21 protein-coding genes are annotated in these 24904 nt (G+C 53.9%); 8 read left to right on the top strand and 13 right to left on the bottom strand.

The window, feature by feature from the left end:
• Positions 1-4 precede the first annotated feature (4 nt).
• Both M467_RS22685 and M467_RS22680 read left to right on the top strand, forming a co-directional pair.
• Positions 5-2326, top strand: coding sequence for an ABC transporter permease (locus tag M467_RS22685; RefSeq protein ID WP_021066470.1), 2322 nt, complete (start codon positions 5-7; stop codon positions 2324-2326).
• Positions 2327-2412: 86 nt separating this feature from the next.
• Positions 2413-3141, top strand: coding sequence for a DUF4261 domain-containing protein (locus tag M467_RS22680; protein ID WP_021066469.1), 729 nt, complete (start codon positions 2413-2415; stop codon positions 3139-3141).
• A gap of 10 nt (positions 3142-3151) precedes the next feature.
• Here M467_RS22680 and M467_RS22675 read toward each other — a convergent pair whose 3' ends face one another.
• The 13 genes from M467_RS22675 to M467_RS22615 all read right to left on the bottom strand — a co-directional run bounded on the left by M467_RS22675 (position 3152) and on the right by M467_RS22615 (position 18965).
• Entirely contained in the window at positions 3152-4069 is a 918-nt protein-coding gene (locus M467_RS22675; RefSeq protein WP_021066468.1) for a DUF5996 family protein, read from the bottom strand.
• Positions 4070-4175: 106 nt separating this feature from the next.
• On the bottom strand, positions 4176-4499 hold the full coding sequence (locus M467_RS22670; RefSeq protein ID WP_021066467.1) for a thioredoxin family protein: 324 nt from the start codon (positions 4497-4499) through the stop codon (positions 4176-4178).
• 19 nt (positions 4500-4518) lie between these two features.
• On the bottom strand, positions 4519-5370 hold the full coding sequence (locus M467_RS22665) for a DegV family protein (RefSeq protein ID WP_021066466.1): 852 nt from the start codon (positions 5368-5370) through the stop codon (positions 4519-4521).
• Positions 5371-5502: 132 nt separating this feature from the next.
• Positions 5503-5919 (bottom strand): RDD family protein, encoded by a 417-nt coding sequence (locus tag M467_RS22660; RefSeq protein WP_235045170.1) that lies wholly within the window; start codon positions 5917-5919, stop codon positions 5503-5505.
• Between the two features lie 18 nt (positions 5920-5937).
• Complete coding sequence (locus M467_RS22655; protein ID WP_021066464.1) at positions 5938-7011, bottom strand: nitric oxide synthase oxygenase; 1074 nt, start codon at positions 7009-7011, stop codon at positions 5938-5940.
• Between the two features lie 107 nt (positions 7012-7118).
• Positions 7119-9971 (bottom strand): EAL domain-containing protein, encoded by a 2853-nt coding sequence (locus M467_RS22650; RefSeq protein ID WP_021066463.1) that lies wholly within the window; start codon positions 9969-9971, stop codon positions 7119-7121.
• 186 nt (positions 9972-10157) lie between these two features.
• Complete coding sequence (gene pulA, locus M467_RS22645; protein WP_021066462.1) at positions 10158-13079, bottom strand: type I pullulanase; 2922 nt, start codon at positions 13077-13079, stop codon at positions 10158-10160.
• Positions 13080-13239: 160 nt separating this feature from the next.
• Positions 13240-14898, bottom strand: coding sequence for an FAD-dependent oxidoreductase (locus tag M467_RS22640; RefSeq protein WP_021066461.1), 1659 nt, complete (start codon positions 14896-14898; stop codon positions 13240-13242).
• 12 nt (positions 14899-14910) lie between these two features.
• Positions 14911-16197 carry an arsenic transporter gene (locus M467_RS22635; protein ID WP_021066460.1) on the bottom strand — a complete coding sequence of 429 codons (1287 nt, stop codon included), beginning with the start codon at positions 16195-16197 and terminating at the stop codon, positions 14911-14913.
• Between the two features lie 30 nt (positions 16198-16227).
• Positions 16228-16506: a hypothetical protein gene (locus M467_RS22630; protein ID WP_021066459.1), complete on the bottom strand. Its 279-nt coding sequence runs from the start codon at positions 16504-16506 to the stop codon at positions 16228-16230.
• Positions 16503-18260 carry an arsenical pump-driving ATPase gene (gene arsA / locus M467_RS22625; protein WP_034797112.1) on the bottom strand — a complete coding sequence of 586 codons (1758 nt, stop codon included), beginning with the start codon at positions 18258-18260 and terminating at the stop codon, positions 16503-16505. The genes M467_RS22630 and arsA overlap by 4 nt, the downstream gene beginning before the upstream one ends.
• A 14-nt stretch (positions 18261-18274) precedes the next feature.
• The gene (arsD, locus tag M467_RS22620; RefSeq protein WP_021066457.1) at positions 18275-18634 is read right to left on the bottom strand and encodes an arsenite efflux transporter metallochaperone ArsD; all 360 of its coding nucleotides are present in this window, start codon (positions 18632-18634) and stop codon (positions 18275-18277) included.
• Between the two features lie 13 nt (positions 18635-18647).
• Entirely contained in the window at positions 18648-18965 is a 318-nt protein-coding gene (locus M467_RS22615) for an ArsR/SmtB family transcription factor (RefSeq protein WP_021066456.1), read from the bottom strand.
• A gap of 226 nt (positions 18966-19191) precedes the next feature.
• On the opposite strand from M467_RS22615, the gene M467_RS22610 reads away from it, so the two are divergent.
• The 6 genes from M467_RS22610 (at position 19192) to M467_RS22585 (ending at position 24857) form a co-directional block, all read left to right on the top strand.
• Entirely contained in the window at positions 19192-20673 is a 1482-nt protein-coding gene (locus M467_RS22610) for a SulP family inorganic anion transporter (protein WP_021066455.1), read from the top strand.
• A gap of 109 nt (positions 20674-20782) precedes the next feature.
• Positions 20783-21196 carry a universal stress protein gene (locus M467_RS22605; RefSeq protein WP_021066454.1) on the top strand — a complete coding sequence of 138 codons (414 nt, stop codon included), beginning with the start codon at positions 20783-20785 and terminating at the stop codon, positions 21194-21196.
• 106 nt (positions 21197-21302) lie between these two features.
• Positions 21303-21506, top strand: coding sequence for a PLD nuclease N-terminal domain-containing protein (locus M467_RS22600; protein ID WP_021066453.1), 204 nt, complete (start codon positions 21303-21305; stop codon positions 21504-21506).
• Entirely contained in the window at positions 21503-22351 is an 849-nt protein-coding gene (locus M467_RS22595; protein ID WP_021066452.1) for an ABC transporter ATP-binding protein, read from the top strand. The genes M467_RS22600 and M467_RS22595 overlap by 4 nt, the downstream gene beginning before the upstream one ends.
• Positions 22351-23109 carry an ABC transporter permease gene (locus M467_RS22590; protein WP_021066451.1) on the top strand — a complete coding sequence of 253 codons (759 nt, stop codon included), beginning with the start codon at positions 22351-22353 and terminating at the stop codon, positions 23107-23109. Before M467_RS22595 ends, M467_RS22590 begins: the two co-directional genes overlap by 1 nt.
• A gap of 113 nt (positions 23110-23222) precedes the next feature.
• Positions 23223-24857 carry a C39 family peptidase gene (locus M467_RS22585; protein ID WP_021066450.1) on the top strand — a complete coding sequence of 545 codons (1635 nt, stop codon included), beginning with the start codon at positions 23223-23225 and terminating at the stop codon, positions 24855-24857.
• Positions 24858-24904 lie beyond the last annotated feature (47 nt).

Here is a 24904-nt window from a genome sequence, read left to right as displayed (position 1 = left end):
ACAGATGCTTTATAAAAATGTATGGAAGACGCTCGCCGGTAAATGGATGCAGCTTCTCGCCATCGCCGTCATCATCGTCATGAGCTCGCTCACGTACACGATGATGTTTTATGGCATCAGCGGCATCGAAGTCCCGACCGAGGAATATCTTGCGTCATCGAATCAAGAAGACTTTGCCGTCGAGATGCTCAACCGCGTCACCGCGGAAGAAGCAACCGCCCCCGCCCTCGCCGACTTCATCGCTTCAGGTCGATATACACTATCGGACTTGCAACGTGTCGACGAGGCGGCTTTCGATGCGTTGGTCACGGCGCGGATTGATGCCGTCGAGCGTGACATGGGCAACGCGACGCTCGAACTGCGTGCTTCAAAACTGATTAACTATCCGTTCGGCTCGAGTGAGCACCGCGGACTCGTCTTGAAAGAAGCGGACGCCATCAACCTCTCGTATCTCGAAGCGGGCAAGCGCCCCGTGCGAGACGACGAGGTCGCCATCAACGCGAAATACGCCGAGAAGAACGACGTTGCCATCGGCGACACGATTGACCTCGGCAGCCCGTTCACGGTGAGCGGGTTCGTCCTGTTCCCGGACTATACGTTGCCGCTGTTTGATGAAAATTACTTTAACCTCGACCCGGGCACGCAGACGCTCCTCCTCATGACGGACACCGCTTACGAGGAAGTGACCGGCACGGAATCGTTCCGTTTGGCTGGTGCCGCCGACGGGACAGTCGTGACGGACGTCGAGCTCCCGTTCGTCATCTCGGTCATGGAGACGGAGAACATCATGCGCAGCGGCGCCATCTATAGCGAAATCTCGTCCGGTAAAGCGATGGCGCTCGGCTTGAGCTTATTCATCGTCTCCATCGCCGTCATCATCGTCGCCATCTTGATTTCGAACATGCTCGAGGCCGAACGCGGACAAATCGGTCTATTGAAAGCAATCGGGTATAACCGACGCCAAATTGCCATACCGTATCTGGTGCTCATCTTGGTGTTCGCGACCATCATGCTCGTCATCGGCTACTTTCTCGGGCTCTATTTCGCCGAACCGCTCAAAAACTTGTATCTCGATTTCTATCTATTGCCGTCCATCACCATCGCTCAAAGCCCGCTCGTCTTTCTCACGGCCGTCTTCGCCCCGCTCTTCTTCTTCGCACTCGTCGCAGGGGCGGTCATTTATAAAATCATGGGTGAGAGCGCGCTCGCTTTGTTGTCACCTCGCGACAACGTATCGCTCAACCGCCTCAGTCGAATCGTCAGCCGCATGCTCCGTAACACACGCGGCAAGACGAAGTTCAAATATTTATACGCCGTCAAAAGCACGGGCAGTTTCATCATCTTCTTCCTCGGCATCCTGTTCTCCACCCTTCTCATCGTCTTCGCCCTCATGATGAACGGGGCCGTCGACCGGATGACCGTCGGGGAATTGAATGAGGCCGACTATGCGTATGAGGCGTATACGACGACGCAGCCCACGCTTCGTGACGGACAAGAACCGTTCCTCACCTATCCGTTCGCGTTCGTCGAAGACAAGCTCGTCACGTTGAAAGGGCTCGATGCGACGAACACGCTCGATCGGCTTATAGACGAAGATGGGAATGACTTGACGCCCGCCGCAGACGAGGTCATCGTGAGCGCCTCGCTCGCCTTGAAACTCGGACTCGAGACCGGGGACACCCTCAAGATCGAACTCGAGGACGAGACGCTGTCGTATCCGATTAGAGGCATCGCGGATGAGTATATGGGGGACACGGTCTATCTATCGCGTGCGGCTCTCAGCGAACAGTTGTCGGACGGGACGACGGACGAGTTGTTCAACGGCATTTACGCGACCGAACGTCCGGACGAGACGGACTATCCGACCATCATCTCTCGGAGCGGCCTCATCGAGCAGTCCCAGTCCATCAATGAATATATGAACTTGATGATGAACGTCATGATCGGCGGGTCGGCATTGATCGCCTTCAGTATCCTGTTCGTCTTGACGGCGCTCACGGTCGAGAAAAACTATTACGTCATCTCGCTGTTGAAAGTGATGGGCTATGACCGGCGTGAGGTCCGTTCGATGATTTTGAACAGCTATTTCATGTACGCGCTCGCCTCTGCGCTCCTCAGCATCCCGATCGCCCTCCTCATCTTGCGGGTCATCATCGTCGTGTTCGCAGAAGATTACGGCCTCGTCCTGCCGCTCGAATTTGAATGGGTGTACGTGCTGTATACTCTCGGCGCGGTGACGCTCCTCTTCTTCGCAAGTACGTTCATCAGTCGTCGGAAAATCGATCAAATCCCGCTACAAGAAGTATTGAAGACATATCAAGAATAATTTGTCGCCAAATAGGGCATAATAAGAGAAGAGACCGGGCCTCTCCCTGTGAGGGGCCTGACTATTAGAAGAAGAGGATGATTCTTATGAACCGTACACAAGTATTGCTCGCCATCCCAGGAAACTGGTCATCGGCCGAGGCAGTCAGCGAACAAATCAGTTTACATAGTGAAGGCTACACGATGGCCGGCCTGTTGCTGCTAGAAGACGAGACTGGGAAAGCGTTCACGGTCGAAGTCGTCGAGCGCGACCCTGCCCTCGCCGAGGCGATGATTCACGCCAGTTCAGGTGGCTTCACGCCGAAAATCGCGAAAGGGCTCGCCCGCCATACGCACATCGTCTATTTGATTGTTGACGTCAATGACGTGTCAGACATCGCGGCGGCGCGCCGTGCAGCCAACGCCATCTTGAACGCCGGCGGCCTCGGCGTCATGGTCGAGACGGCTGGTGTTGCCTACTCGAAAGACGAATGGCAGGAGTCGAAAGAAGAAGACCTCGCCCTCGACTACTCGCTTCTGACGGCCATCACGGAAGAAGAAGACGCCTACGTCTCGTGGGGCATGAAAGCGTTCGGTCACGCCGACGTCGCCGTACCGGCCACGCTCGAGATTGAAGACGCGATTCACGTCGTCCACTCGTTCAACTTCCACCTCATCTCGGGTGGTTCGATGTTCGGAGACGGAGACAGCTTCACGTTCGAGGACGGCAAGACGTTCACGGTCGAGATGGGTGAAGACGAGCGGACGTCAATCGACAACTTGCTCCATAACCCGTTCGGCTTGATTTACCTCGTGCCACAAGTCGCAGCAGAATAAAAATAAGGGCTCACAGACTTTCGTCTGTGGGCCCTTGTTTTGCTTGTGGCGGCATATCGAGCGGCAAGAAATAATGCGCGCACCCTTCCCATCCGAGCTGTTCACTCAATAGGTCGAATGACGTCCGGAAGAACGCTTGGATGTCACCCGACCGTTCTACTTTCTCCAGCGACAGAAAGCATTCGCTCATCTTGGCGTCGTAGTAGGCGTCCGCAGGTTGAAGCCGTTCCGAGGCGAGTTCGGTGTATTGAAACGGATACGGCAAGATAAAGAACGTCGGCACGTCGACGGACTCATCCCCGAGCCAAAATCCGAACTCAATCATATGCTCATCGAACGCCGCCTTCTCAATCAGTTTGTCTTCCAGGAACGGCTCAGACTTCCCGTAAACGATAATCGACGAGACGTCGAACGTGCCCCAAAACAAGGCCGGTTTCACTTTCCGGCATCGGAGCGGGGCAAGAAACGCCGCTTGTTCCCGTGCGGCGTATTGGAACAAACGCACACCTTTCTGAGCAACCGAAGCGTTATAGACGAGCGACGTCTCGTCTCGGTCGAGCCACCACGTGTCGCGCATCTCTTGCGATTTCGGGTTGATGGTGACCTCGACGCCAGACCCACGGAGCGCGCTGACGATTGCGTCGTAGTATGACTTGATTGACGTCCCGTCGGTCAACGGGATTGCGTTCGTTTTGCCTTCGACTTGCACGGTGATCACCGAGGTCGCGACATCGACGTCCACCTCGAACATCGTCTCCCCGCTCCAGAGCGGCCCGGTTGAAAACCCGGTCACGGTGAGCGGCAATGTGACGTGAGCCCACTGAGGCTCTTGCGGGGCCAGCCCGAGTTTGATTTTTCCGAGAATTTGCGAGACGAGATGGAGCGTGAGCTTCGTGTCCGCCCATTCAGAGTGACGTATCAGATTCATTCGCGTTTCCCCATTTCTTCATTCACAACAGTGACCCAACTATTCTTTTGATTCCCCATACCCGGTTCACACAACCAAAAAAATCCACAGACCGCTGTCTGTGGATTCACCCTCTCATCTCTTGGAGACGCTCGAGTTGATGGGTCAGCTCGCCGATCGGGACGAATCGGGCGCGACGGAGCGTCTCTCTGCCGTCGAGGAAGAACAGGACGACCGGTACCGTGAAAATCGAGTAGGCACCGGCAATTTCCGGCACCTGATCCGAATCGATGGCGACCGCCTCGATATCGGGGAACTCCGTCAACATCTCTTCGACTTGCGGTTTGAGCGAGTGGCAGACGCTACAGGTCGGATGCGAGACGTAGACGAGCAATTGGTCCGAGTCCGCAATCCGGTCTTGTAACGCCGTGAGCGTGGTGACAGCTTCCATCAAACTCCCTCCTTTATGGTTACGCGTCGAGCCAGAGAATGCCGACCGTCTCAAAGCCTGCGTGAACCGCAATCGACGGACAGAAACGTGTCTTGACGATTTCAATGTCTGGCAATTTCGCTTGGATGAGCGCGACGATATTGTCCTGCATCTCTGGAGCGAGCGCCGTCTGTACGAAGACACGGTTGTTATGAATGCCGTTCGCGGCGTGACGACGTTCGAGCTCGGTCACCATCTCGGCGTAGGCTTTCTTGAGCGACCGTGCTTTTTTGAACGGGATGACCTTCCCCGTCTCATCGAGCGTGATAATCGGTTTGATGTTAAGGATGTTGGCAAGGAACATCTCGCCTGACGACACGCGACCGCCGCGGCGCATCGTTTCCATGTTGCCGATAATCATGAAGAAGTTTTTCTTGTCACGCCATGCTTCGAGCAAGGCGACGATCTCTTCGACCGACTTACCTTCAGCCTCAGCGGCGAGACCGAGACGGACGAGTTCTTGCTGCGCTTCGAGCGCAGCGTGTGAATCGACCGTATATACTTTGAAGCCAGCCGCTTCGGCCGCCGCACTCGAGTTTTTCACGGTCGAGCTCAAGCCGTTCGAGCAATGGACGGCGATGGCACAATCGTAGCCTTCTTCTTTCAAACGCTCATAACGAGCGATGAAGTCACCGAAGATCGGCTGTGACGTCTTCGCTTCTTTCTTTTGGTCAATCATATAGCGGTGCAAGTCTTCGAGAGACAAGTCGACTTCGCTGTAGCCGCTGCCGTCGACGATCAATTGAATCGGGACGATATCGACACCGAGACGGGCCGCCTCTTCCTTCGAGAAATTGGCCATACTATCGGTAATCCATGCGATTTTGGTCATAACAAAAATCCTCCAATGGTCGTTCAATTTTTTCCTAACTCATTATACCTTATTTTTCGAAATCCTTCCTTTCTGACTGATTCGCACGAAAAAGACAGCTCGACTCATCGTCGCGCTGTCTTCGGCTTCGACTCATCGTGTCGAAATCAATTTCGTATGGGCAAACTCATCGTGCGGCAATTCCATGTCTTTGCCCGACTTGATCTGTTGCAACGCTTTTAACAGCGGCAGACCGAGCGTGGCCGGATAGACGACATCTTTATACAGCGTCCGCTTCACGACTTGTTCGAGCGAGAGCGGTCGACCGTCTTGACTGACGACTTTAATCCCGACGACTTGGTCACCAATCGTCTGGCCATTTTTGTTGAGTAAGAAGTACATTTCCCCTGCCATCGTCACGAGCGTCGGCAAATAGTAACGTTTCACTTCTTTTCCAGGAAACAACTTCTTCCGAATCGTCTTCTCGACGAGTTTCGCTGGAGTTTGAAAAATGAGTTGGTCAATTTGACTGGCAACGGCACGTTTCCAAATTGGGACTGCCACGTTCATCATCCTCTCGTTTCGGTTCTAGGCTTTAGATTCCTCTTTTGCCTTCGCTTGAAACGCTGAAAACGGACAACCCGAACGCGCGAACAAGTTCGGCGTCACAATTTTGTCATCATAATGGCGGTGGAACACGTGCGTCGCGGCCGGTGACAGCGGCGGGATGAGCCAGCTCCATTGGCCGGTCACGTCGCGACCTGCGTCCAGTTCGTTCTTCTCGAACCGTTTGAACTGTTTCGCCGCCGTGTGGTGGTCGACAATCGTCACCCCGGCCCGCTCGAACGACTGCAAGACGGCAACATTCAACTCGACGAGGGCCCGGTCGCGCCAAAGCGTCCGCTCTTTCGACGTATCGAGCCCAAGCGACGCGCCGACAAGCGGCAAGAGATTATAGCGGTCCGTATCGGCCAAGTTGCGCGCTCCAATCTCGGTCTCCATATACCAGCCGTTGAACGGGATTGATGTGAAACGCTGGCCACCGATTTCAAGCTCCATATCGGCGATGGCCGGGACGGCGTGCCACTTGATCGTGCGTCCGTCGAACAAGTCGCACGCCTCATGCCGAATCTCGACTTCGAGCACCGCATCATCTGGCAGTTCATAGAGCCGGACCTCACGACCGTCCGTAATCAACAGCGGCAAGACGTCAAACTCGGTCCCGGTCCCGCTCCAGCCGAGTCGTTCGGCCTGTCGCGTCATCGTCAAGGATAGCGGGTCGCCAATGATTCCGTCCTCCGTCTCATACGCCGCGTACCGGATGAGTTGCGCGTTCAACAAACGAAACTCATTCGGGAGCACCGTCATCGTCGAGCGAATCTTGCCATCGTTCGTCGCGTACCGTAAATGACTGACGAGCGCCTCGAACACGTCGTCGAACGTCTTTGCGTCGCGGGCATCCCGAACGTTCAGCGTCTGCCAAAACAGACGGCCGATACATCGATTCGAGTTGCGCCAAGCGAGTTTCGCCCCTTCCGTCAACTCGTCGGTCGTCAGCGTATACGTTCCCGTCTGTTCGATTTCTGTGATAATCGCCTCGAGCCGGTCTGCGTGATCGCCTTCTAGTTGTGAGAAAAAGTGTCGGGCTGCCTGAATGTCCATCTCATGTATCTCCTCTTTCATTCTGTCCCTCCCATCTTAAGGGAAACCTTCCTCGTTTTCTACCCGGATGCCATAAAAAGAGCGGACCGATGTGCGGTCCGCTCGTCTCATTCGGTCTCGACGACCAAGTCTTTCGGTTGTTCAATCGTAAAGTCTCGCGGTTTCTCACTCTCAAGGGCAGTCAATCGTTTCTCGAGCTCCACCATTTGCTCATACGACGCCTCATATTGATATAGTCCATTGGCGAGCTCGGTCAAGCGATTCACACGAATCGAAAACGGATCTTTTCCATCGTTCAGAATGATGACCAAACCGAGTTCGCTGTCGACCGGAAGCCGAATCGATCCATAAAAGGCAATCATATTGAAGCCGCGCCGCATAATCAAAATTGGGGAAGTCCCGACTGTGACGTCGCGATTGCGCAGACGGGTGATGGTGATTCCTGCATGAATCAATCGATTCGACGGCTGAATCACCTCGACCATCTCCTCAACCGGTGTCAGTACGCCATCAGCGAGTGCCCGTTCGAAGTCGATTTCCTTGAGCGGACGACTGAAGATGAATCCTTGAATGACTTGGCAACCGAAGTTGCGCAGACAGAGCAGGTCTTCCATCAATTCGACACCCTCGACGACGACGTCCATGCCGAACTCCTCGGCGATGACGAGCAGACTGCGCACGATGCCTTGTGCTTTCCGATTCTGGCTGACGTGATGGGCAAACACGCGGTCAATTTTAATCGTTTGAGCACTATACGCTTGTAAGTAAGCGAGCGACGAATAGCCTTTTCCGAAGTCATCGAAGGCGATTGGGATGCCAAGGTAGTTCAATCGTCCGAACGCCTGCGTGATTTGTTGGGCATCCTCTAACAGCGACGTCTCAGAGATTTCGACTTCGAGATAGCCTTTCGGGACGCTGAATCGGTCGAGCGTATCCTCGAGCACACGCTCGAAATGCTCTTGATACAAATATTTAGCCGACACGTTAATCGAGATTGGGATTTTTTTGGGGAGGATGATCACGTAGCGACACACTTCTTCAATCAACCAGTTCGTCAAGTCGAGGTGGAGGCTGCTCTCCTCAGCAAGCGGTATGAATTCGGCCGGCGAGATGGAGCCCCACGTCGGATGCGTCCAACGCATGAGCGCCTCAGCCCCGATGATTTCACCCGTCCAGGCGTTCACTTTCGGCTGATACATGAGATAGAACTGTTTTGTCTCGAGAGCGCCCCGCATATCACGAAGCAGTTCATAGCGCTTCAGCGACTCGATGTCCATTTGTGACGAATACAGTTCGAGCTGGCTCCCCACCTTGCGATCCGACCGGTTCATAGCGATACAGGCCCGTTGAATCAATTCACTCGCTTGCGCCCCGTCGTCCGGATAGCGGCTGACCCCGATGGAAATTCGGGCGAACAAATCGTACACATCGACTCGGAACCGGTGTTTAGAGAGCGTACCGAGTTTATTGCCGAGCGCGAGTACGTCCTCATCTTCCATCCGCCGCGGCATGACGATCAATACGTTGTCCGCATCCAAATGACCGAGCACTGCATCCTTCGGTAATAAACGACTCAAACGGTTGGCGGTCACGACGCGCCATTGATCCCCGAGCTCAAATCCGAACGTATGGTTGATCTCCGCAATCCGATTAAACGACAGCGAGAACAAAGTGAACGGGGCCTGTTTTTGCGTCAATTCGTATACCGTCTCCGTAATCGACTCGCGATTCGGCATGTTCGTGATTGGGTCGAGCGAGGCGAGACGGAATATCTCTTCCTGTTGCTCTTTCAATTGTGTGATGTCTTTAACGAGAGTTCGTAGCCCGATGACTTGTCCAGACTCTGAAAAAATCGGTTCACGGTTCTCTTCAATCCACTTTACTTCCCCTTTGGCAAATATTCGATAGGAGAACGTAGAAGACTTTCCGCTCAGCGTCATTTCCCGCGCCTGATGAATTTTTGGAATATCATCCGGGACGACGACTTTTTGCCAGTAATCCGGATGGGCATTGAACTGCTCTTCCGTATACCCGAATACGTGCGCAAAGCCCGGCGTCAAAAACTTGAACTGTTTTGATTCAAAATAGCGCTCGAAAATGACCGAATCGACAATCTCGCACAACTGTTTTACTTTCGACCTTTCCTCGGTCAACTCCGCTTCCACGCTCGTCAAGTTCGTCACGTCGAACATCGCCCATGTGATTGCTTTCCGATCTTTGGACATTCCGACTTTCACAATCATGTTTAAACAGCTCTGTCGCTTCGGATTGAAGACACGCAATTGTGTCTCATACTCGAACTCGTTCGGATCTTGAATCAATCGATTGACAGCTGCAGCAAACGTCGGCCGGTCGTCTTCGTGAATCAAATTGCGAAAATGTTCACGCTCCATCATATCAAGTTGCCGTTGTGACAATCCAAGCAACTTTCCCGTTTGCGGAGAGTGATAGAACTCACCCGTCTCAAGGTCGAGTTCAACCAAAATCAACCCAGGAATCCGCTCAAATAATGCCCGACTGACAATCATCTTATTGTAACGTTCGCGCAGTTCCGTCTGGGTCGTCAAATCTTTGACGATACCGTACAATCCGGTAATGACATGCCCCGTATAAAGCGGTGTATTCGTCACGGACAGGTGGATTCGTTTCTGGTCCTCATTAACGTCCTTCAGTTCGTAATGGACCGTCTCGCCTTGAAGAGCTCGTTGATGAAACGAGATGACACGCTCCATTTCCTGCTTGCTCAGCCAAGTGTCTGGTTTTAAAAAGCGTGCTTCTTTTCCTTGGAACAAAAGGGATAGCTTCTCGTTCGAATCTATTAAATTCATGTCACTGTCTAGCACATAGACCGCGTCAGGATATTGATCAATCAGGAGGGGGTCAAGGTTGATTCGTTCATTTCGATCGATTTGTTCAACGTTTACTTCCAATACTGGTTTCCAATTCCGGAAAAAGCCCATGCACTTCACCCTTTCATGTGACGAATGTCATGCTGAAACGTGTCTAATTGTTTAAATTATATAAAATCGCATAATCACATCTCCCTGTTTATTGGATAATCATGGGAATGATTTTTCTAAATTGCACATTGAACCGTTTGAACACATAAAAAAAAACCAGAGGTCGTTTGACCTCTGGTGCGTTGCTTAGCGTTGTTTCACGACGACCGAACCGTAAGCCGGTACATCGACCGTGCCCGAGACGCGTTTAATCGTCTTCGTGCCCGCTTGTTTCCCATCGACGATCAGGTTCCATTGCCCGCTCGGCAATTTCACTTTGACCGTCTTCGCGTTGGCGTTGTGCGTGATGAACAAGTCCTTCTTCTGGCCTGGCGCCTTATCATCGATTGAGTAGCTGATGACGTTCGCTTCGGCTTTATAGAATTTCAAGTTTTTCTTCACGTCAACCGCCTTCGTCATGCGAAGACCTGGGTTGTCTTTACGCATTTCGATTAAGCCCTTCATGTACTGGACGTCCGCCTTACGGTCAGCGGCCCGTTTCCAGTCCATTTGGTTGATGCGGTCCGGCGATTTGTACGAGTTGTGGTCGCCTTCTTTCGTCCGCATGAACTCTTGACCGGCATGGATGAACGTCGTCCCTTGGCTCGTCAAGAGAATGCTTGACGCGAGGCGATGCATCTTCGTCCGATTCGCTTCAGACGTCTCTGGATTCGTGAGTTCGAGCTTGTCCCAGAGCGTGTGGTTGTCGTGCGCTTCGACGTACGTGATTGCTTGCGTCGGTTCTTTCGTGAAGCCTTTGATGTCGGCGCTATAATCGATCTCGCCGACGATGCCTGTCTTGATGCGGTTCTCCAGGCCGGCTTTCCCGTTGATGAAGCCGTTGTCCGTGTCGATGAAGACACTGCCTTTCAAGCCGTCGCGGATGTTGTCGTTGAAGTGCGCGACACCCGGCATCTTGTAGGCGTTCTTTTGGTTCGCCTTCTTCGCCGGGTCGAGCGGTGTGCCGAGGTCCCAACCTTCGCCGAAGACGAGGATGGATGGATCGACTTTGTTCAACGCCGAACGAACTTGGTTCATCGTCTTGACGTCATGAATGCCCATGAGATCGAAACGGAACCCGTCCCAATGGTACTCCTGTGCCCAATAGACGACCGAGTCGACGATGAGCTTCTGCATCATCTTGCGTTCCGAAGCGGTGTCGTTACCGACACCCGTTCCGTTCGCGAAGTCGCCGCCTTCTGTGTAACGGTAGTAATAACCTGGAACGATTTTGTGCAAGTTCGACGCCTGCGCATCGAACATGTGGTTGTAGACGACGTCCATGACGGCACGCAAGTTGTTGTCGTGGAGCCCTTGAATCATTTGTTTCATCTCGCGAATCCGGACTTTGGCGTCATATGGATTCGTCGAATACGAACCTTCCGGCGCGTTGTAGTTTTTCGGGTCGTAGCCCCAGTTGTACGATGCGTCCGGTTTCGTTTCATCGACCGAGGCCGTGTTATAGTCGTACACCGGAATGAACTGGACGTGCGTGACACCAAGGTCTTTCATATGGTCGAGTCCAGTCTTCGTCGCTGTCTTCTTGCCATTGACGAGGAGACGTGTGCCTGGCTCGACGACTCCGAGATATTTGCCTTTGTTTGTGATGCCTGAGTCGTATTTGTCTGATGTGACGTCAAAAATCGAGAGGTCGCGGACGTGCGTCTCATAGATGATCGCATCTGTCCGTTTCGCCAATTTTGGTTTCATCGAGTTCCAACGTTTCGGTTTCGTCTCGTTCAAGTCGACGACGACCCCTTGGTCCCCGTTTACACCGACAGCTGTCGCGTACGGATCGACCGCGCGGACGCTGCCTGACGCGTGCTTGACGTTGTATGTGTAGCCAATGCCGTCCAAGTCACCGCGAACCGTAGCGATCCACGTGCCGCGCTCGCCACGCTTCATCGAGATCGTCTTCTTCAAATCTTTATCTGAAGCAGGACGCGTTTTCGGCATGTTCCATAGTTCGAGTTTCACGTCTTGAGCCGTCGGGGCCCAGAGGACGAATTGTGATTTTGACTGCTTGTACGTCACGCCAAGCTTGCCGTCGTAAGCGTACTTCGCATCGAATTCTGGTGACCGGAGCACATCGCCCGCTTGGAGCACTTTATCTCCGAACGTCGGATGTTTCGCCGTGATGACCGCCGCCAAGTCGATGTCGGCACTGAAACGGACCGTGACCGACTTGTCGCCTGACTTCTCAACCGATTCAACGGTTGCACCTTCGACCGTCAATTCACTCAAGAATGTCTCATCGATGACGCGGTTGAGCGTGAGCTCCGCTTGACGGAACGTATCCGCCTCGAATGAGATGATTTTCGGTGAGCGATCGATTTCAGGCTCCGAGTAGTAAATCGTCGAATCCCCTTCGACGAGCCAAATCTCTTTCGCCGTGCTGAGCGCGAACCGGTCTTCACCGTCTTTCTCGGCCCATTCCCCTTTTTTCGTGACGAGACCGATGAGTTTCTTCGCGTCCGGGTTCGCAAACTTCACATTCGCAACGCCGCCGAAAGCGTCCGTCTCATCAAAGTTGATGTTTTGTCCGTCCCCACCGTCTGGCCATGTCCAAAGACCCCAGTCCGTGTATGTATTGTCGTAACGGAAGTAATGAACTTTCATGTCTACGTCCGTTGCTGCCGTCTCCCCGTCCGGGTTCGACGTATAGATCTTCGAGTCGCCTGACTTGATCCACACTTCGGCAACGCCGTCTTTAATCATATCGCTCGTGATGAAGCGGTCGTTCTCCGACCCTTTATCTTTCTCCCAATTGTCCGTACGGACGATCAGACCGAGCTTTTCTGGTGCATCGACCGGGAATTCGTAGGCCGCCACCTTTCCGAAGTCGTCCTCGCCGTTGAAGGCGAAGCCTTTGTTCGGGAAATAATCTGGGTTGTTCGCCCAAAGCCATAAGTTCCAATCCGTTTGGTTGCCCGGTGCCTCTTGATAGTGGACGACGACGAGCGTCGACTTGCCTTTATCGAGAGCGGACGATGACATCGGAAACATTGAGAACACTAGTGCAAACGTTAGCACAACTGCCCATGCCTGTTTCCATCGTTTGTTGACCATGTGGGTCCCTCCTTGTAGCATTGTTTTAGGAAAACGCTTACACAAAAATTGTAAACGTTTCCTTTTTGGAATACAATGTTTTTTTCAAGAACAGGGAATGACTTCTATCTCTACAATTCCATGACAAAACGGCGACCTGATTGCTCAGGCCGCCGTTTTGTTAGTTCCCGTATTTTTTGAATAACTGATAATTCTTGTTTCCACCTGACAAGTTGTAGACGTCCGTGAAGCCGAGATTACGGAGCACGTTTTGCGCCGCGTTCCCCGTCACCCCGCCGTTGCAGTACACGACGGTTGGTTTGTCTTTGTCCATGTCCTTGGCGGCTTCGCGTAAATCACCTAGTGGTACGTTCACCGCACAGTCGACACACGCCTTCTCGAACTGCGAGGCTTTGCGTGTATCGATGATTTGCATGTCCTCACCTGCATCGATTCGTTGCTGAAGCTCGGCCGGCGTAATCAGACGCGCCGATTGGTTCATGCTGTTCGCGAGCGCCATGCCCGTGTACATGACCGGGTCTTTCGTCGTCGAGAACGGCGGTGCGTATGCGAGATCAAGATGGAACAAATCATCGACTTTCGCCTTGAACGTGATGGCCGTGACGAACACGTCGATGCGCTTATCGACGCCTTCGAACCCGACGATTTGAACGCCGAGGAGTTGGCGTGTCACCCGGTCGCCGATTGCTTTGATTGTCATGTCTTTCCCGCCCATGTAGGCCGGCTTATCTGGTTTTGTGTTATGGAGCACTTCGACGTCATAGCCAAGTTCACGTGCCTCACGCTCCGAGAGACCGGTCTGGGCGACGGCTTGGCCAAACACTTTGAAGATGCCTGTGCCGAGGATGCCACGGTGTTCAAGGTCGCCTCCTGTGATGAGGTCCCCGAGGGCACGCCCCATCTTGTTCGCCGTCGAACCGAGCGGACGCCAAATCGGTTTGCCCGTGACGAGCGAGAAACTTTCGGCGACGTCGCCGGCCGCATAGACGTTCTTCACGTTCGTCTCCATCCGCTCATTGATGGCGATCGCACCCGTCTCGCCGATTGTGACACCGATCGACTTCGCGAGTTCCGTGTTCGGACGGACACCGACGGAGAGGATGACGAGGTCCGTATCAATCGTCTTGCCACTTTCAGTGACGACGCGTTCAACATGACCATCACCGACGAGTTCAGTCACTGTCTCCCCGAGCATGAGCTCGATCCCGTTCTTCTCGAGGTGATCCTCGACGCGACAAGCCATATCTTTATCGAGTGGTGGCATCACTTGCGGGAAACGCTCGATGACCGTAACTTCGACGCCGCGCAGTTTGAGCTGCTCAGCCATCTCGAGGCCGATGAACCCGGCGCCGATGATGGTTGCATGATTCGGGTTCGTCGCATCGACGAAGTTACGTGTCGCTTCCGCGTTCTGAATGTTCCGGATTGGGAACACGTTGTCCGAATCGACACCCGGAATCGGCGGGATGATGCTCGAGGCACCTGTCGCGAGGACCAACGAATCATAGCTGTCCGTGAACGATTCACCCGTCTCAAGGTTCTCGACCGTGACCGTCTGTGCGTCGGCATCGACTGCCGTCACGTTATGACGTGTAATGACGTCGATGTTGTAGCGTTTCTTGAAGAATGCCGCATCGCGAGGCGTCAAATCGTCGCGCGACTCGACTTCGCCGCCAACATAATACGGAATGCCGCAACCCGAGTACGAGATATCGTAGTCGCGGTCGTAAATCGTAATCTGTGCGTCTTCGTTGTTACGACGTGCTTTTGCCGCGACCGATGTACCGGCGGCGACTGAACCGATGATGACCAATTTCATATTAAACACTCCTTAGTAAAGTAGTAGGCTGATGTATAGTCCAAGCAAGGTGATGGCGAGCGTTGGAATCGTCAAGATGATCCCGACTTTAAAGTATTGACCCCAACCGATTTTAAGCCCTTTCGTACGGAGCACGTGGAGCCATAGCAACGTCGCGAGTGACCCAATCGGTGTGATTTTCGGACCGAGATCGGACCCGATGACGTTCGCATAGATGAGTGCTTCCCGAATCTGACCGGTCGTATTCGTCAAATCGATGGCGAGCGCGTCAATCATGACGGTCGGCATATTGTTCATGACCGATGACAAGATGGCGGCCAAGAAGCCCATCCCGAACGTAGCGCTGAAGGCGTTCACGGCGAACCAGTCGATGAAGTTGGCGAGCACTTGCGTCAGTCCCGCGTTTTGCAGTCCGTAGACGACGATATACATCCCGAGCGAGAAGAAGACGATCGCCCATGGCGCCCCGCGTAGAACGGACCGGGTCGGCACGGCCGGTGAACGGTTCGCCATGATCAGGAAGAATAACGAGATAATCCCAGCGACGAGCGAGACCGGAATGCCGACGATGTCACTCGTGAAGTATCCGATGACGAGAAGTGCGAGCACGACCCACGACAAGCGGAACATTTTATGGTCTTTGATGACCGAGGCCGGCTCGACGAGTTTCGATAAATCATATTGCTTCGGAATGTCCTTTTTGAAATACAAATACAAGACAAGTAAACTTCCGGTAACGGCGAAGACGTTGACGAACACCATCCGTGCCGCATATTCGGCGAAACCGATGCCGAAGAAATCGGCCGAGACGATGTTGACGAGGTTCGAGACGACGAACGGCAGACTCGCCGTATCAGCGATGAACCCAGACGCCATAACGTATGCCAAAACGACCGCATCCGGCAGTTTGAGTGCCCGCACCATGGCGAGGACAATCGGCGTCAAGATGAGCGCCGCCCCGTCATTCGCGAACAACGCCGCGACGAGCGCACCGAGCAACGTGATATAGACGAACAGCTTGACGCCGCCGCCTTTGGCGATGCGGGCCATATGTAAGGCAGCCCATTCAAAGAATCCAATCTCGTCCAAAATGAGCGAGATGATGATGATTGCGATAAACGTGAACGTCGCGTTCCAAATGATTCCCCAGACAGTACCGACGTCATCTAAATTGACGACCCCGGTGAGAAGGGCGATGACCGCCATCCCCATCGCCGAGTAACCGATGCCAAGGCCTTTCGGTTGCTTGATGATGAGGAAGAGCGTCACCAAAAAGATAATACTAGCAATCCACTGCACAATGAGTTCCTCCAATAATTCTCTATTTTTTTAGCAAGTCTGTTGCAAGCCGCGAAGCACGAGGCTGACACCGTCTTCCGTCGACTCGACGTCGAGCGTGACGTTTTCCGCCATCGCTTCGGCGTCGTTCGCGACGGCGAACGTGAGGCCGTTGAAGTCTTTGACGTCATCCGTCGCTTCTGGAGCGGCGACGATGAGACCGAGCGTCGGTCCACAGCACCCGGCTTCCGTACAGATACGAACTGATTTTATTTCCTCTTCAACCAGTGCGTCTTTCATAAAATCGATGGCTTCATTCGTGATGTTCATGTAACTTCCTCCTTGAGTAGTTGTGACAGTGCCGGATAACCGACCGGCAGTTGTTCTTGCCATGCGAGTAACGTCGGTCGCGGATAGGCGTTCACACGCTCGAGCCAAGGCGCCTCGCTCGCGACTTTCGCCGTAAGCAGCTTGCTTGTCACATCGAGCGGTGTGAACGATTGGTTGACGACCCAGGAGAACGGTTGAATCTCGGCCCGTTCCAAGTCAGCGACGAGTCGCTCGGCTTCATAAACCGGTGTCGCTTCAGGCAGCGTCATGATGATGACGTGCGTCTGTTTCGGATCGCGCAGTTTTGGTAACAGGTCGCGGACCGCTTCCGGGACGACCCCAGTCGACCGTTCGAGTTCACGGTGATAACTTTCAGTCGCATCCAAGAGAAGAAGCGTATGACCCGTCGGCGCCGTATCGATGACGACGAAGCGGTCTTTCGCTTTCGCCACTTGATCAGCGAAGGCGCGGAAGACGGCGATCTCTTCGGTGCACGGCGAACGCAAGTCCTCTTCGAGCATCATGCGCTGCTCGTCGTTCAGATCCCCCGCTTCCCGGAACACGTCCATCCGGTACTTCTCGATCTCGACTTTCGGGTCAATCGCATCGACAGTGAACGTATCCGGGACATCCAAGCCGATTGTGAAAGCCACATGTGCGGCCGGGTCTGTCGTCGTCAAATGGACGGCGTGTCCTCGCTCACTGAGCGCGACGGCAACGAGCGAGGCGAGCGTCGTCTTGCCGACACCGCCTTTCCCCATCGTCATAATGACGCTCGGTCCATCCAGCTCGATTTCATCGACGAGTCGGTCAATCGAGCCATAATGACTCGTGTCATAACGTGTATTTGGGACGGTGGCCGTCTCCCCGTTCACCCAGCGTCGGAGCGCCGGGACACCGACGAGGTTCTCGTACGCATATGACAGCGTGAACGTCTCGAGGTCGGCGACACCTTTCGGAAGTTCACGGAGCGCCTGTTGTTGACGCTCGATGAACCGTTTCGTATAGCGGTCAGTCTCTTCGTCTGATGCGACGACGCCGTTGATGACAAGTTGCATCCGCTCGATGCCAATCGCGTGAAGCTCGGTCGCGGCACGCGCCGCCTCGACGAGCGTCGATGTCTCGGGACGGGCGACGAGCAACAATGTCGTCTCGCTGCCGTCGGTGAGCGTCTCGACAGCCCGTTTGTATTGCTGTTGCTTGTCGGCCAGACCAGCAAGCGGACCGAGGCAAGACGCGCCGGTCGTATTCGTCTCTAAAAATTCGTCCCACGCACTTGGCAACGTCAACAACCGTAGCGTGTGACCAGTCGGTGCCGTGTCAAAGATGACGTGATCGTATGTCTCACGTGCCGACTCAGACGTCAGTAACTCGGTAAACTGGTCGAACGCCGCGATCTCGACCGTACAGGCGCCGGACAGCTGTTCTTCCATCGACTGGATGGCCACGTCCGGAAGGACACCGCGATAAGGACCGACCATCCGTTCCATGTACTGCTTCGCCGCCTCTTCTGGGTCGAAGTTCGCGATGAACAGACCGGTTTCCGGGACGAGGCGTGGTGTCTCGTCAAATTCCATCTCGAACACGTCCTGAAGGTTGCTCGCTGGGTCGGTCGACACGAGTAAGACTCGCTTACCGCGGTCAGCAAGCGTCAATGCGAGACTCGAAGCCGTCGACGTCTTGCCGACACCGCCTTTACCGGTCAAAAACACATAGCGAGTTGGTTCGATTGTCGTGAAATCAAAGCGATTCATCATGACGCGCCTCCTTATTTTTTAAGCGTGATGCGCACTTTCGGTTTCTCGCCGTCTTGTGCGGCGAACGCTTCGACAGGGAGTCCTGTCAACTCGGCAATTTCCTCGTTCGTCATATAAGCCCCACGTTTGACGATGGCACCGTCGACGACGGTGAGCGGAAGCGTCTCGAGTCCGTTCGCGATTTCAGCTTGGACATGGGCGTTCTCGACGAAGCGGTTCGGCTCGGAGGCGAGGTTATAACGGGCCACATCAAAGCCGCGTTGTTTCAATACGTAATGGATTGTCGCAATCCGCGTCAGTTCCGGATCGATTGACGGACCACAAAGTCCGGTCGGGCAACACATAGCTGGTTCGAATACTTCAAGTTTCATCGTTGACTCCTCCTTAAATCGCACAGTCCGTTTCGCAGTCACAATTCGCCTCGACCGTCTCGATTTTGTCGAGCAAATCGATGACGATTGAGTAGAATGGGCTCGTCTCGTTCAATCGATAGTGAATCCATTGCTTGTCGCGGCGCTCTAACAGGAGCCCTGCTTGCCGCATCATCTTCAAGTGGCGGCTAATGGCTGGCTGCGAAATGTCGAAACAGTCAACAAAACTGCAGGCACATTGCTCCCCGCCTTGCATTTGTTTGAGCATCGTCAAACGGGTCGGGTCGGCGAGCACTTTGAGCACTTTACTTAAATCATCTACCGTATGCATCGTCATTCTCCTTCTCTGTATAACAAATCCGTTATATAACCTTTACGTTATGAAAATACCATAGTTTCTCATGCGGAGCAATTGTCTTCTCGTAAAAAGTTCGGTATGATGGAACACGTTGTGAAAACATGTGTCGGTCGAACGACTTCTCTCATATAATGCGGCGTTTGATCTTCGTGAGACTCGGAGATCAAAGTCAAAAAAATATATAGAGAGGTGTGTTCTTTTGGAAAAATTGAATACGATTAAACAAGATTGGCTCGGCAACGTCCGGGCCGACGTCCTAGCCGGCTTCGTCGTCGCACTCGCCCTCATCCCTGAGGCGATTGCCTTCTCGCTCATCGCTGGGGTCGATCCGATGGTCGGGCTCTATGCGTCGTTCATCATCGCGATGGTCATCTCGATTGCCGGTGGGCGTCCGGCCATGATTTCGGCTGCGACCGGTGCGATGGCGCTCGTCATCGTCTCGCTCGTCGCCGATTACGGGTTGCAGTATTTACTCGCTGCCGGGATTCTCGCCGGAATCATTCAAATTGCGCTCGGCTATTTCGGCATCGCCCGCTTGATGAAGTTCATCCCGCGCGCCGTCATGGTCGGCTTCGTCAATGCCTTGGCGATTTTGATCTTCCAGGCGCAATTGACGAACTTTGAAGGTGAGAGCTGGATTATCTGGGCGCTCGTCATTGGATCGCTCGCCATCATCTTCTTGTTCCCACGCATCAACAAAGTCATCCCGGCACCGCTCGTCGCCATCGTCGTTATGACGATTCTGGCGGTCACGCTCGGGCTCGAGACGAAAAACATTAGCGACATGGGTACGATTTCAGCAACGCTCCCGGAATTTTTATTCCCGAACGTCCCGTTGACGTTTGAGACGTTGATGATCATCCTCCCCTACTCGATTTCCCTCGCCTTTGTCGGATTGATCGAGTCGCTGTTGACGGCACAAATCGTCGATGACATGACGGGAACGGATTCGAACAAGAACCGAGAATCAAAAGGACAAGGTATCGCCAACATCATCGCCGGTCTCTTCGGCGGGATGCCAGGGTGTGCGATGATTGGCCAATCGGTCATCAACGTCTCGTCCGGTGCTCGCGGCCGTCTGTCGACGTTCGTCGCCGGACTCGCGTTATTCATCATGATCATGACGATGAGTGACGTGTTGATGCTCATCCCGATCGGCGCCCTTGTCGGTGTCATGTTTTTCGTCTCGTATGCGACGTTTGACTGGGGCTCGCTCAAAGCGATGCGCACCGCTCAAAAATCGGATACGGTCGTCATGCTCGTGACGGTGCTCGTCACGGTCGTCACGCACGACTTGTCACTCGGTGTGTTCGCCGGGATCTTGACGGCAGCCATCCTCTTCGCCGCAAAAATCTCGAAAATCGAACTTGACCGCAGTGTGGACGCCGACCGTGCCCGCTACATCGTGAACGGTCAGCTCTTCTTCGCTTCGACGTCCGAGTTCGTCAATCAGTTCGATGTGACCGAAGACGCCGAAGACGGTGTTAAATACGTCACAATCGATTTCTCGAACACGCATCTTTGGGACGACTCGGCCATCGGCGCCATTGATAAAGTTGTCTTTAAGTACCGTGAAGTCGGGATCGAGCCGGAACTGTTGAACTTGAACAAAGATTCAGAGAAACTGCTCAATACGCTCGCGCTACACTTGAAGCAACAAGAAACAAGCGCCGGCCATTAATTCAATTTCTTCGGGAGTGAACATTCACGTTCGCTCCCTTTTTTATATCCATGGCTCTAGTAAATCGCATATACTAAAAGTAGATTGTGTGAAAGAGGAGGACGTTTCAATGGGAAAGGTATTTTTAGCGGCAGACGGATCTGCCCACTCGAAGCGGGCACTTGAGAAAGCGATCCAGCTCGCCAAGGCATCAGACGCATCCATCGACATCGTCCATGTCGTCAGCGCCAAAGAATCGAAAGAAGCCGCACTCAACTCGACCGGAAAAATCGATCTTGAAACGAAGCGCCAGCAGATGTTGCAACCGCTCTTCGATCAAATCGTTGCAGCCGGGCTTGAGTATGAATATATCGAACTTCGTGGGGAGCCGGACATCGAGCTCGTCAAATATGCGAACCATCAACCATACGAGTATGTCGTCGTCGGTTCACGCGGACTGAACACGTTCCAAGAGTTCGTGCTCGGCAGCGTCAGCCATAAGCTCGCCAAGCGCGCCCTCGCCCCGGTCATCATCGTCAAATGATTGTCACCCTTTCTTTACGGAGAAAGGGCTTTTTTCTGTTCCATACAGGAAATAGGTCCTATATGTGGAATGAAGTAGTGAACTCATTTATGAAGGAGGAACATAATTGGACATTACCAATGACTCAAATTTATTGCTCATCCTCTTGCCATTGCTCGTGCTGCAACTCATCTTGCTCGTCGTCGCCTTGATTGATTTGCTCAAACGGCAAGAAACGAATGGACCGAAATGGGTATGGCTCCTCGTCATCCTATTCATCAACATTCTCGGGCCGATCGTCTACTTCCTATGGGGACGGACGAAGCGATGAACGTCACTCAACTGACGAAACGATTCGGCACGTTCACCGCGCTCGACGACGTCAGCTTCTCACTCCGCCCCGGCTGTACCTCGCTCCTCGGTGAGAACGGGGCCGGCAAGACGACACTGCTCAATATGATTGCCCGCGTGACGACACCGACGTCCGGACAGATCGTCGGGCATGACGCCATCCGTATCGGCTATCTGCCACAGCGACCGGCGCTCTATCCATCGCTCACACCGGTCGAGACGATTCGCTATGCGGCCGAGTTGACCGGCGTCACGAATGTCGACCCGGTCCATTTGTTGAAACGGGTCGGACTCGAGCCCGTCGATCGACCGGCGGCACACTTGTCCGGCGGCATGCGGCAACGGCTCGGCATCGCCCAGGCACTCGTGCATGACCCGGAGCTGTTACTGCTCGATGAACCCGTCTCGGCGCTCGACCCGCGCGGCCGCCGGGAAGTACTCGACCTCTTAAGCGACTTGAAACGAGAGCGGATGATTCTCTATTCGACGCACGTGCTCCCCGATGCCGAGGAAGCGAGCGACTGGGTACTCCTGCTCCGACAAGGTCGCCTGCTCATGGAAGGGACCGTGACCGATTTGCTCGGCTCGAAGTCCTCGATTCAAGTCCGTCTGTTCAACGACGTCGTGACAGAGGATGAGTGGCGAACGCTCCCGGGTGTCAGCCACGCCACCCGCTCCGGGACGACATGGGAACTGGAGACCGACGCGAAAGACGTGACGGAACGGGCGCTACTGCAGTTGCTGCTGGAGCGCGGTCTAAGACTCCAATCGCTCCATGTCGGGCATCCATCGCTCGAGTCACTCTTTTTGGAGGTGAACGCCTGATGAAACTGGCCATCTTCAAACAAGAGTGGAAAGAGTCATGGCGCAATAAACGGATGATTTGGGTACCGATTGCCTTGATGTTGCTTGCGGCGATGCAACCGCTCACGCTTTATTTCCTCCCGGACATCTTGGCCTCGGGCGGCAACCTGCCGGACGGGGCGGTCATCGAAATTCCGACCCCGTCACCAGAAGAAGTGCTCATGTCGGCGAGCGAACAGTTGCGACAAATCGGCCTGCTCGTCGTGCTGTTATCCGCCATGCATACGTTCAGTCACGAACGGTCGCTCGGCACGCTCGCCTGGCTCAAGTCGCTCAAGATTCCGGGCACGCGCATTGTCCTCAGCAAATGGGGACATTATTCGCTACTCGCCGTCGTCGCCATCGGCCTCGCCCAATTGAGCGCCGCCTACTATACAATCGTTTTATTCGATTCGTTCGACGTCACCGATTTCTTGATCGCGACCGGGCTGCTCATGCTCCATTTCGTCGTCCAGCTATCGATTTTCTTCTTGTTCGCAGCGTTGCTCGAGAGCGGCCTCGTCGCCCTTGTCATCACGCTCGCCCTCCACTTCATCATGTCACTCCTTCTCGGTTGGCTCGAGTGGGACTGGATGCCGTGGCGGCTCGGCTCGTTATCGGCCGAAGTGCTCATGGGCGAGAGTTTACTCGTTTGGCCGATCGTCAGCAGCGTCTTGTTGATTGGCGCGACGCTCTTCGTCGCCTCGAAACGGTTGTTGTTCATAAGCCGTTCGTCCTGATGTAACACCTTCTCAAAATAGTCCTTTAGCCGCCGAGTCAGGGCGGCTTTTCTCATGTATACTTAATTTACAAAATAATTCCAATTTTGCAATTCGATTGTGGAGGAACGACTATGAAGTGGAGTCATGTAGTAGCAGGTTTGGCCATCAGTATGAGCATCATCCTCAGTAACGACCACGTCCATGCCGCGGCCGGATTTCAAACGACGACGACGGGAACGGTCTATACGACAGAAGACGGCACGGTGCTGACCGGCTGGCAAGTGATTGACGGCAAGACGTACTATTTCGCGGCAGATGGGACGATGGCCGTCGGTTGGCAAGCAATCGATGGCGCTACATATTATTTTGAAACGGACGGTGTGCTCGTCACCGGGCGCTATTCGATTGACGGGGCGATCTACTTGTTCGCCGCCGACGGGAAGCAGCTGAAAGGCTGGCAACAACTCACGAACGGTCTCTATTACTTCAAATCGAATGGCGTCATGGCGACCGGCTTTTTGACCGTGGACGGGAAACGCTACTTGTTCTCTCTTGAAGGGAAACGGTTGAGCGGTTGGCAAACCGTCAACGGCGTGAAGCATTACATATTCGAAAACGGAACGATTCGGTCGGGCATGTACACAATCAACGGTAAGAAATACTTGCTCTTGAAAGACGGACAGGTCGCGACCGGCTGGCACCAAATCGGCACGCGCCACTACTACTTCGGTACAAGCGGTGTACGCCAGCACGGGCTGAAAAAGATTGGGACGACCGTTTACGGTTTCCACGAGACGTACGGCTATCGGTTGGCCGGCGTTCAAAAAGTCGCCTCTCGCTATTACTATTTCGGGACGGACGGAAAACGTCGCTACGGCCTGCAGACGATTGACGGCAAAGTGTACGGGTTCCATCCCGTCTACGGCTATCGTTTGCAAGGAAAACACAAGGTCGGGACTCGCTATTACTACTTCCACTCGACCGGCGTCCGTGAGACTGGTTGGAAATATACGACGCAATACGAATATTTTGCACCGACCTTGACGAAGAAGACAGATTGGCAAGTCATCAACGGCAAGTGGTATTTCTTCGATCTGTCGGGCGTCATGTATAAGAACAAACGCATCGGCAACGCCACGTTCGATGCCCGGGGCGCCTATAGCAACCCGCTCTCCACCTATAAGATGAGCGTGCCGCTCTATCGTCAGTTCCAGATGGGCTACCCGTCCGGCTGCGAGTTCTTCTCGCTCAAGATGGCGCTCGAGAAAAAAGGACGCGTCGTCAGCGCCGAGACGCTATATCGGGAGATGCCGAAAAGCATGTGGAACGCCCGCTATGAGAATCGGCTCTACCGCTGGGTCGACCCGAACGTCATGTTCACAGGCGACCCGAAAGGCAAGCTCAGCAAATATCGCAACTACGGCATTTATCCGAAAGGCATGATCAATTTCTCGAGCAAATACCGGCCTGTGAAAGACTTGTCCGGCCAAGGATTATCTTCAATCGAGCGCGAGCTGTCACTCGGCAATCCGGTCATCGTCTGGGCAAGCGTCGACTTTAAACAGCCTTACGGTCACTTCAATTGGTATACCGCTTCGAACAAAAAATTCACCGGTTTCGTCAATTATCATGTCATGCTCGCGACGGGCTATGACAAGAACAACCTCTACATCAACGACCCTTACCGCGGTCGCCTCGTCATCCCGAAAAGCCAAGTCAGCTCTGTCATGGGCGCGACGGGATGGAAAGCACTTGCCGTACGATAATCGACCAGCCATCGGAGAAATCCGGTGGCTTTTTAGGTACAACGAAT

It is taken from the genome of Exiguobacterium chiriqhucha RW-2, from assembly GCF_000416965.1.
GTDB classification, from domain to species: Bacteria; Bacillota; Bacilli; order Exiguobacteriales; family Exiguobacteriaceae; genus Exiguobacterium; species Exiguobacterium chiriqhucha.
The sequence above is the reverse complement of the archived record's forward strand: the minus strand, read 5'-3'. Positions and strand labels throughout refer to the sequence as shown.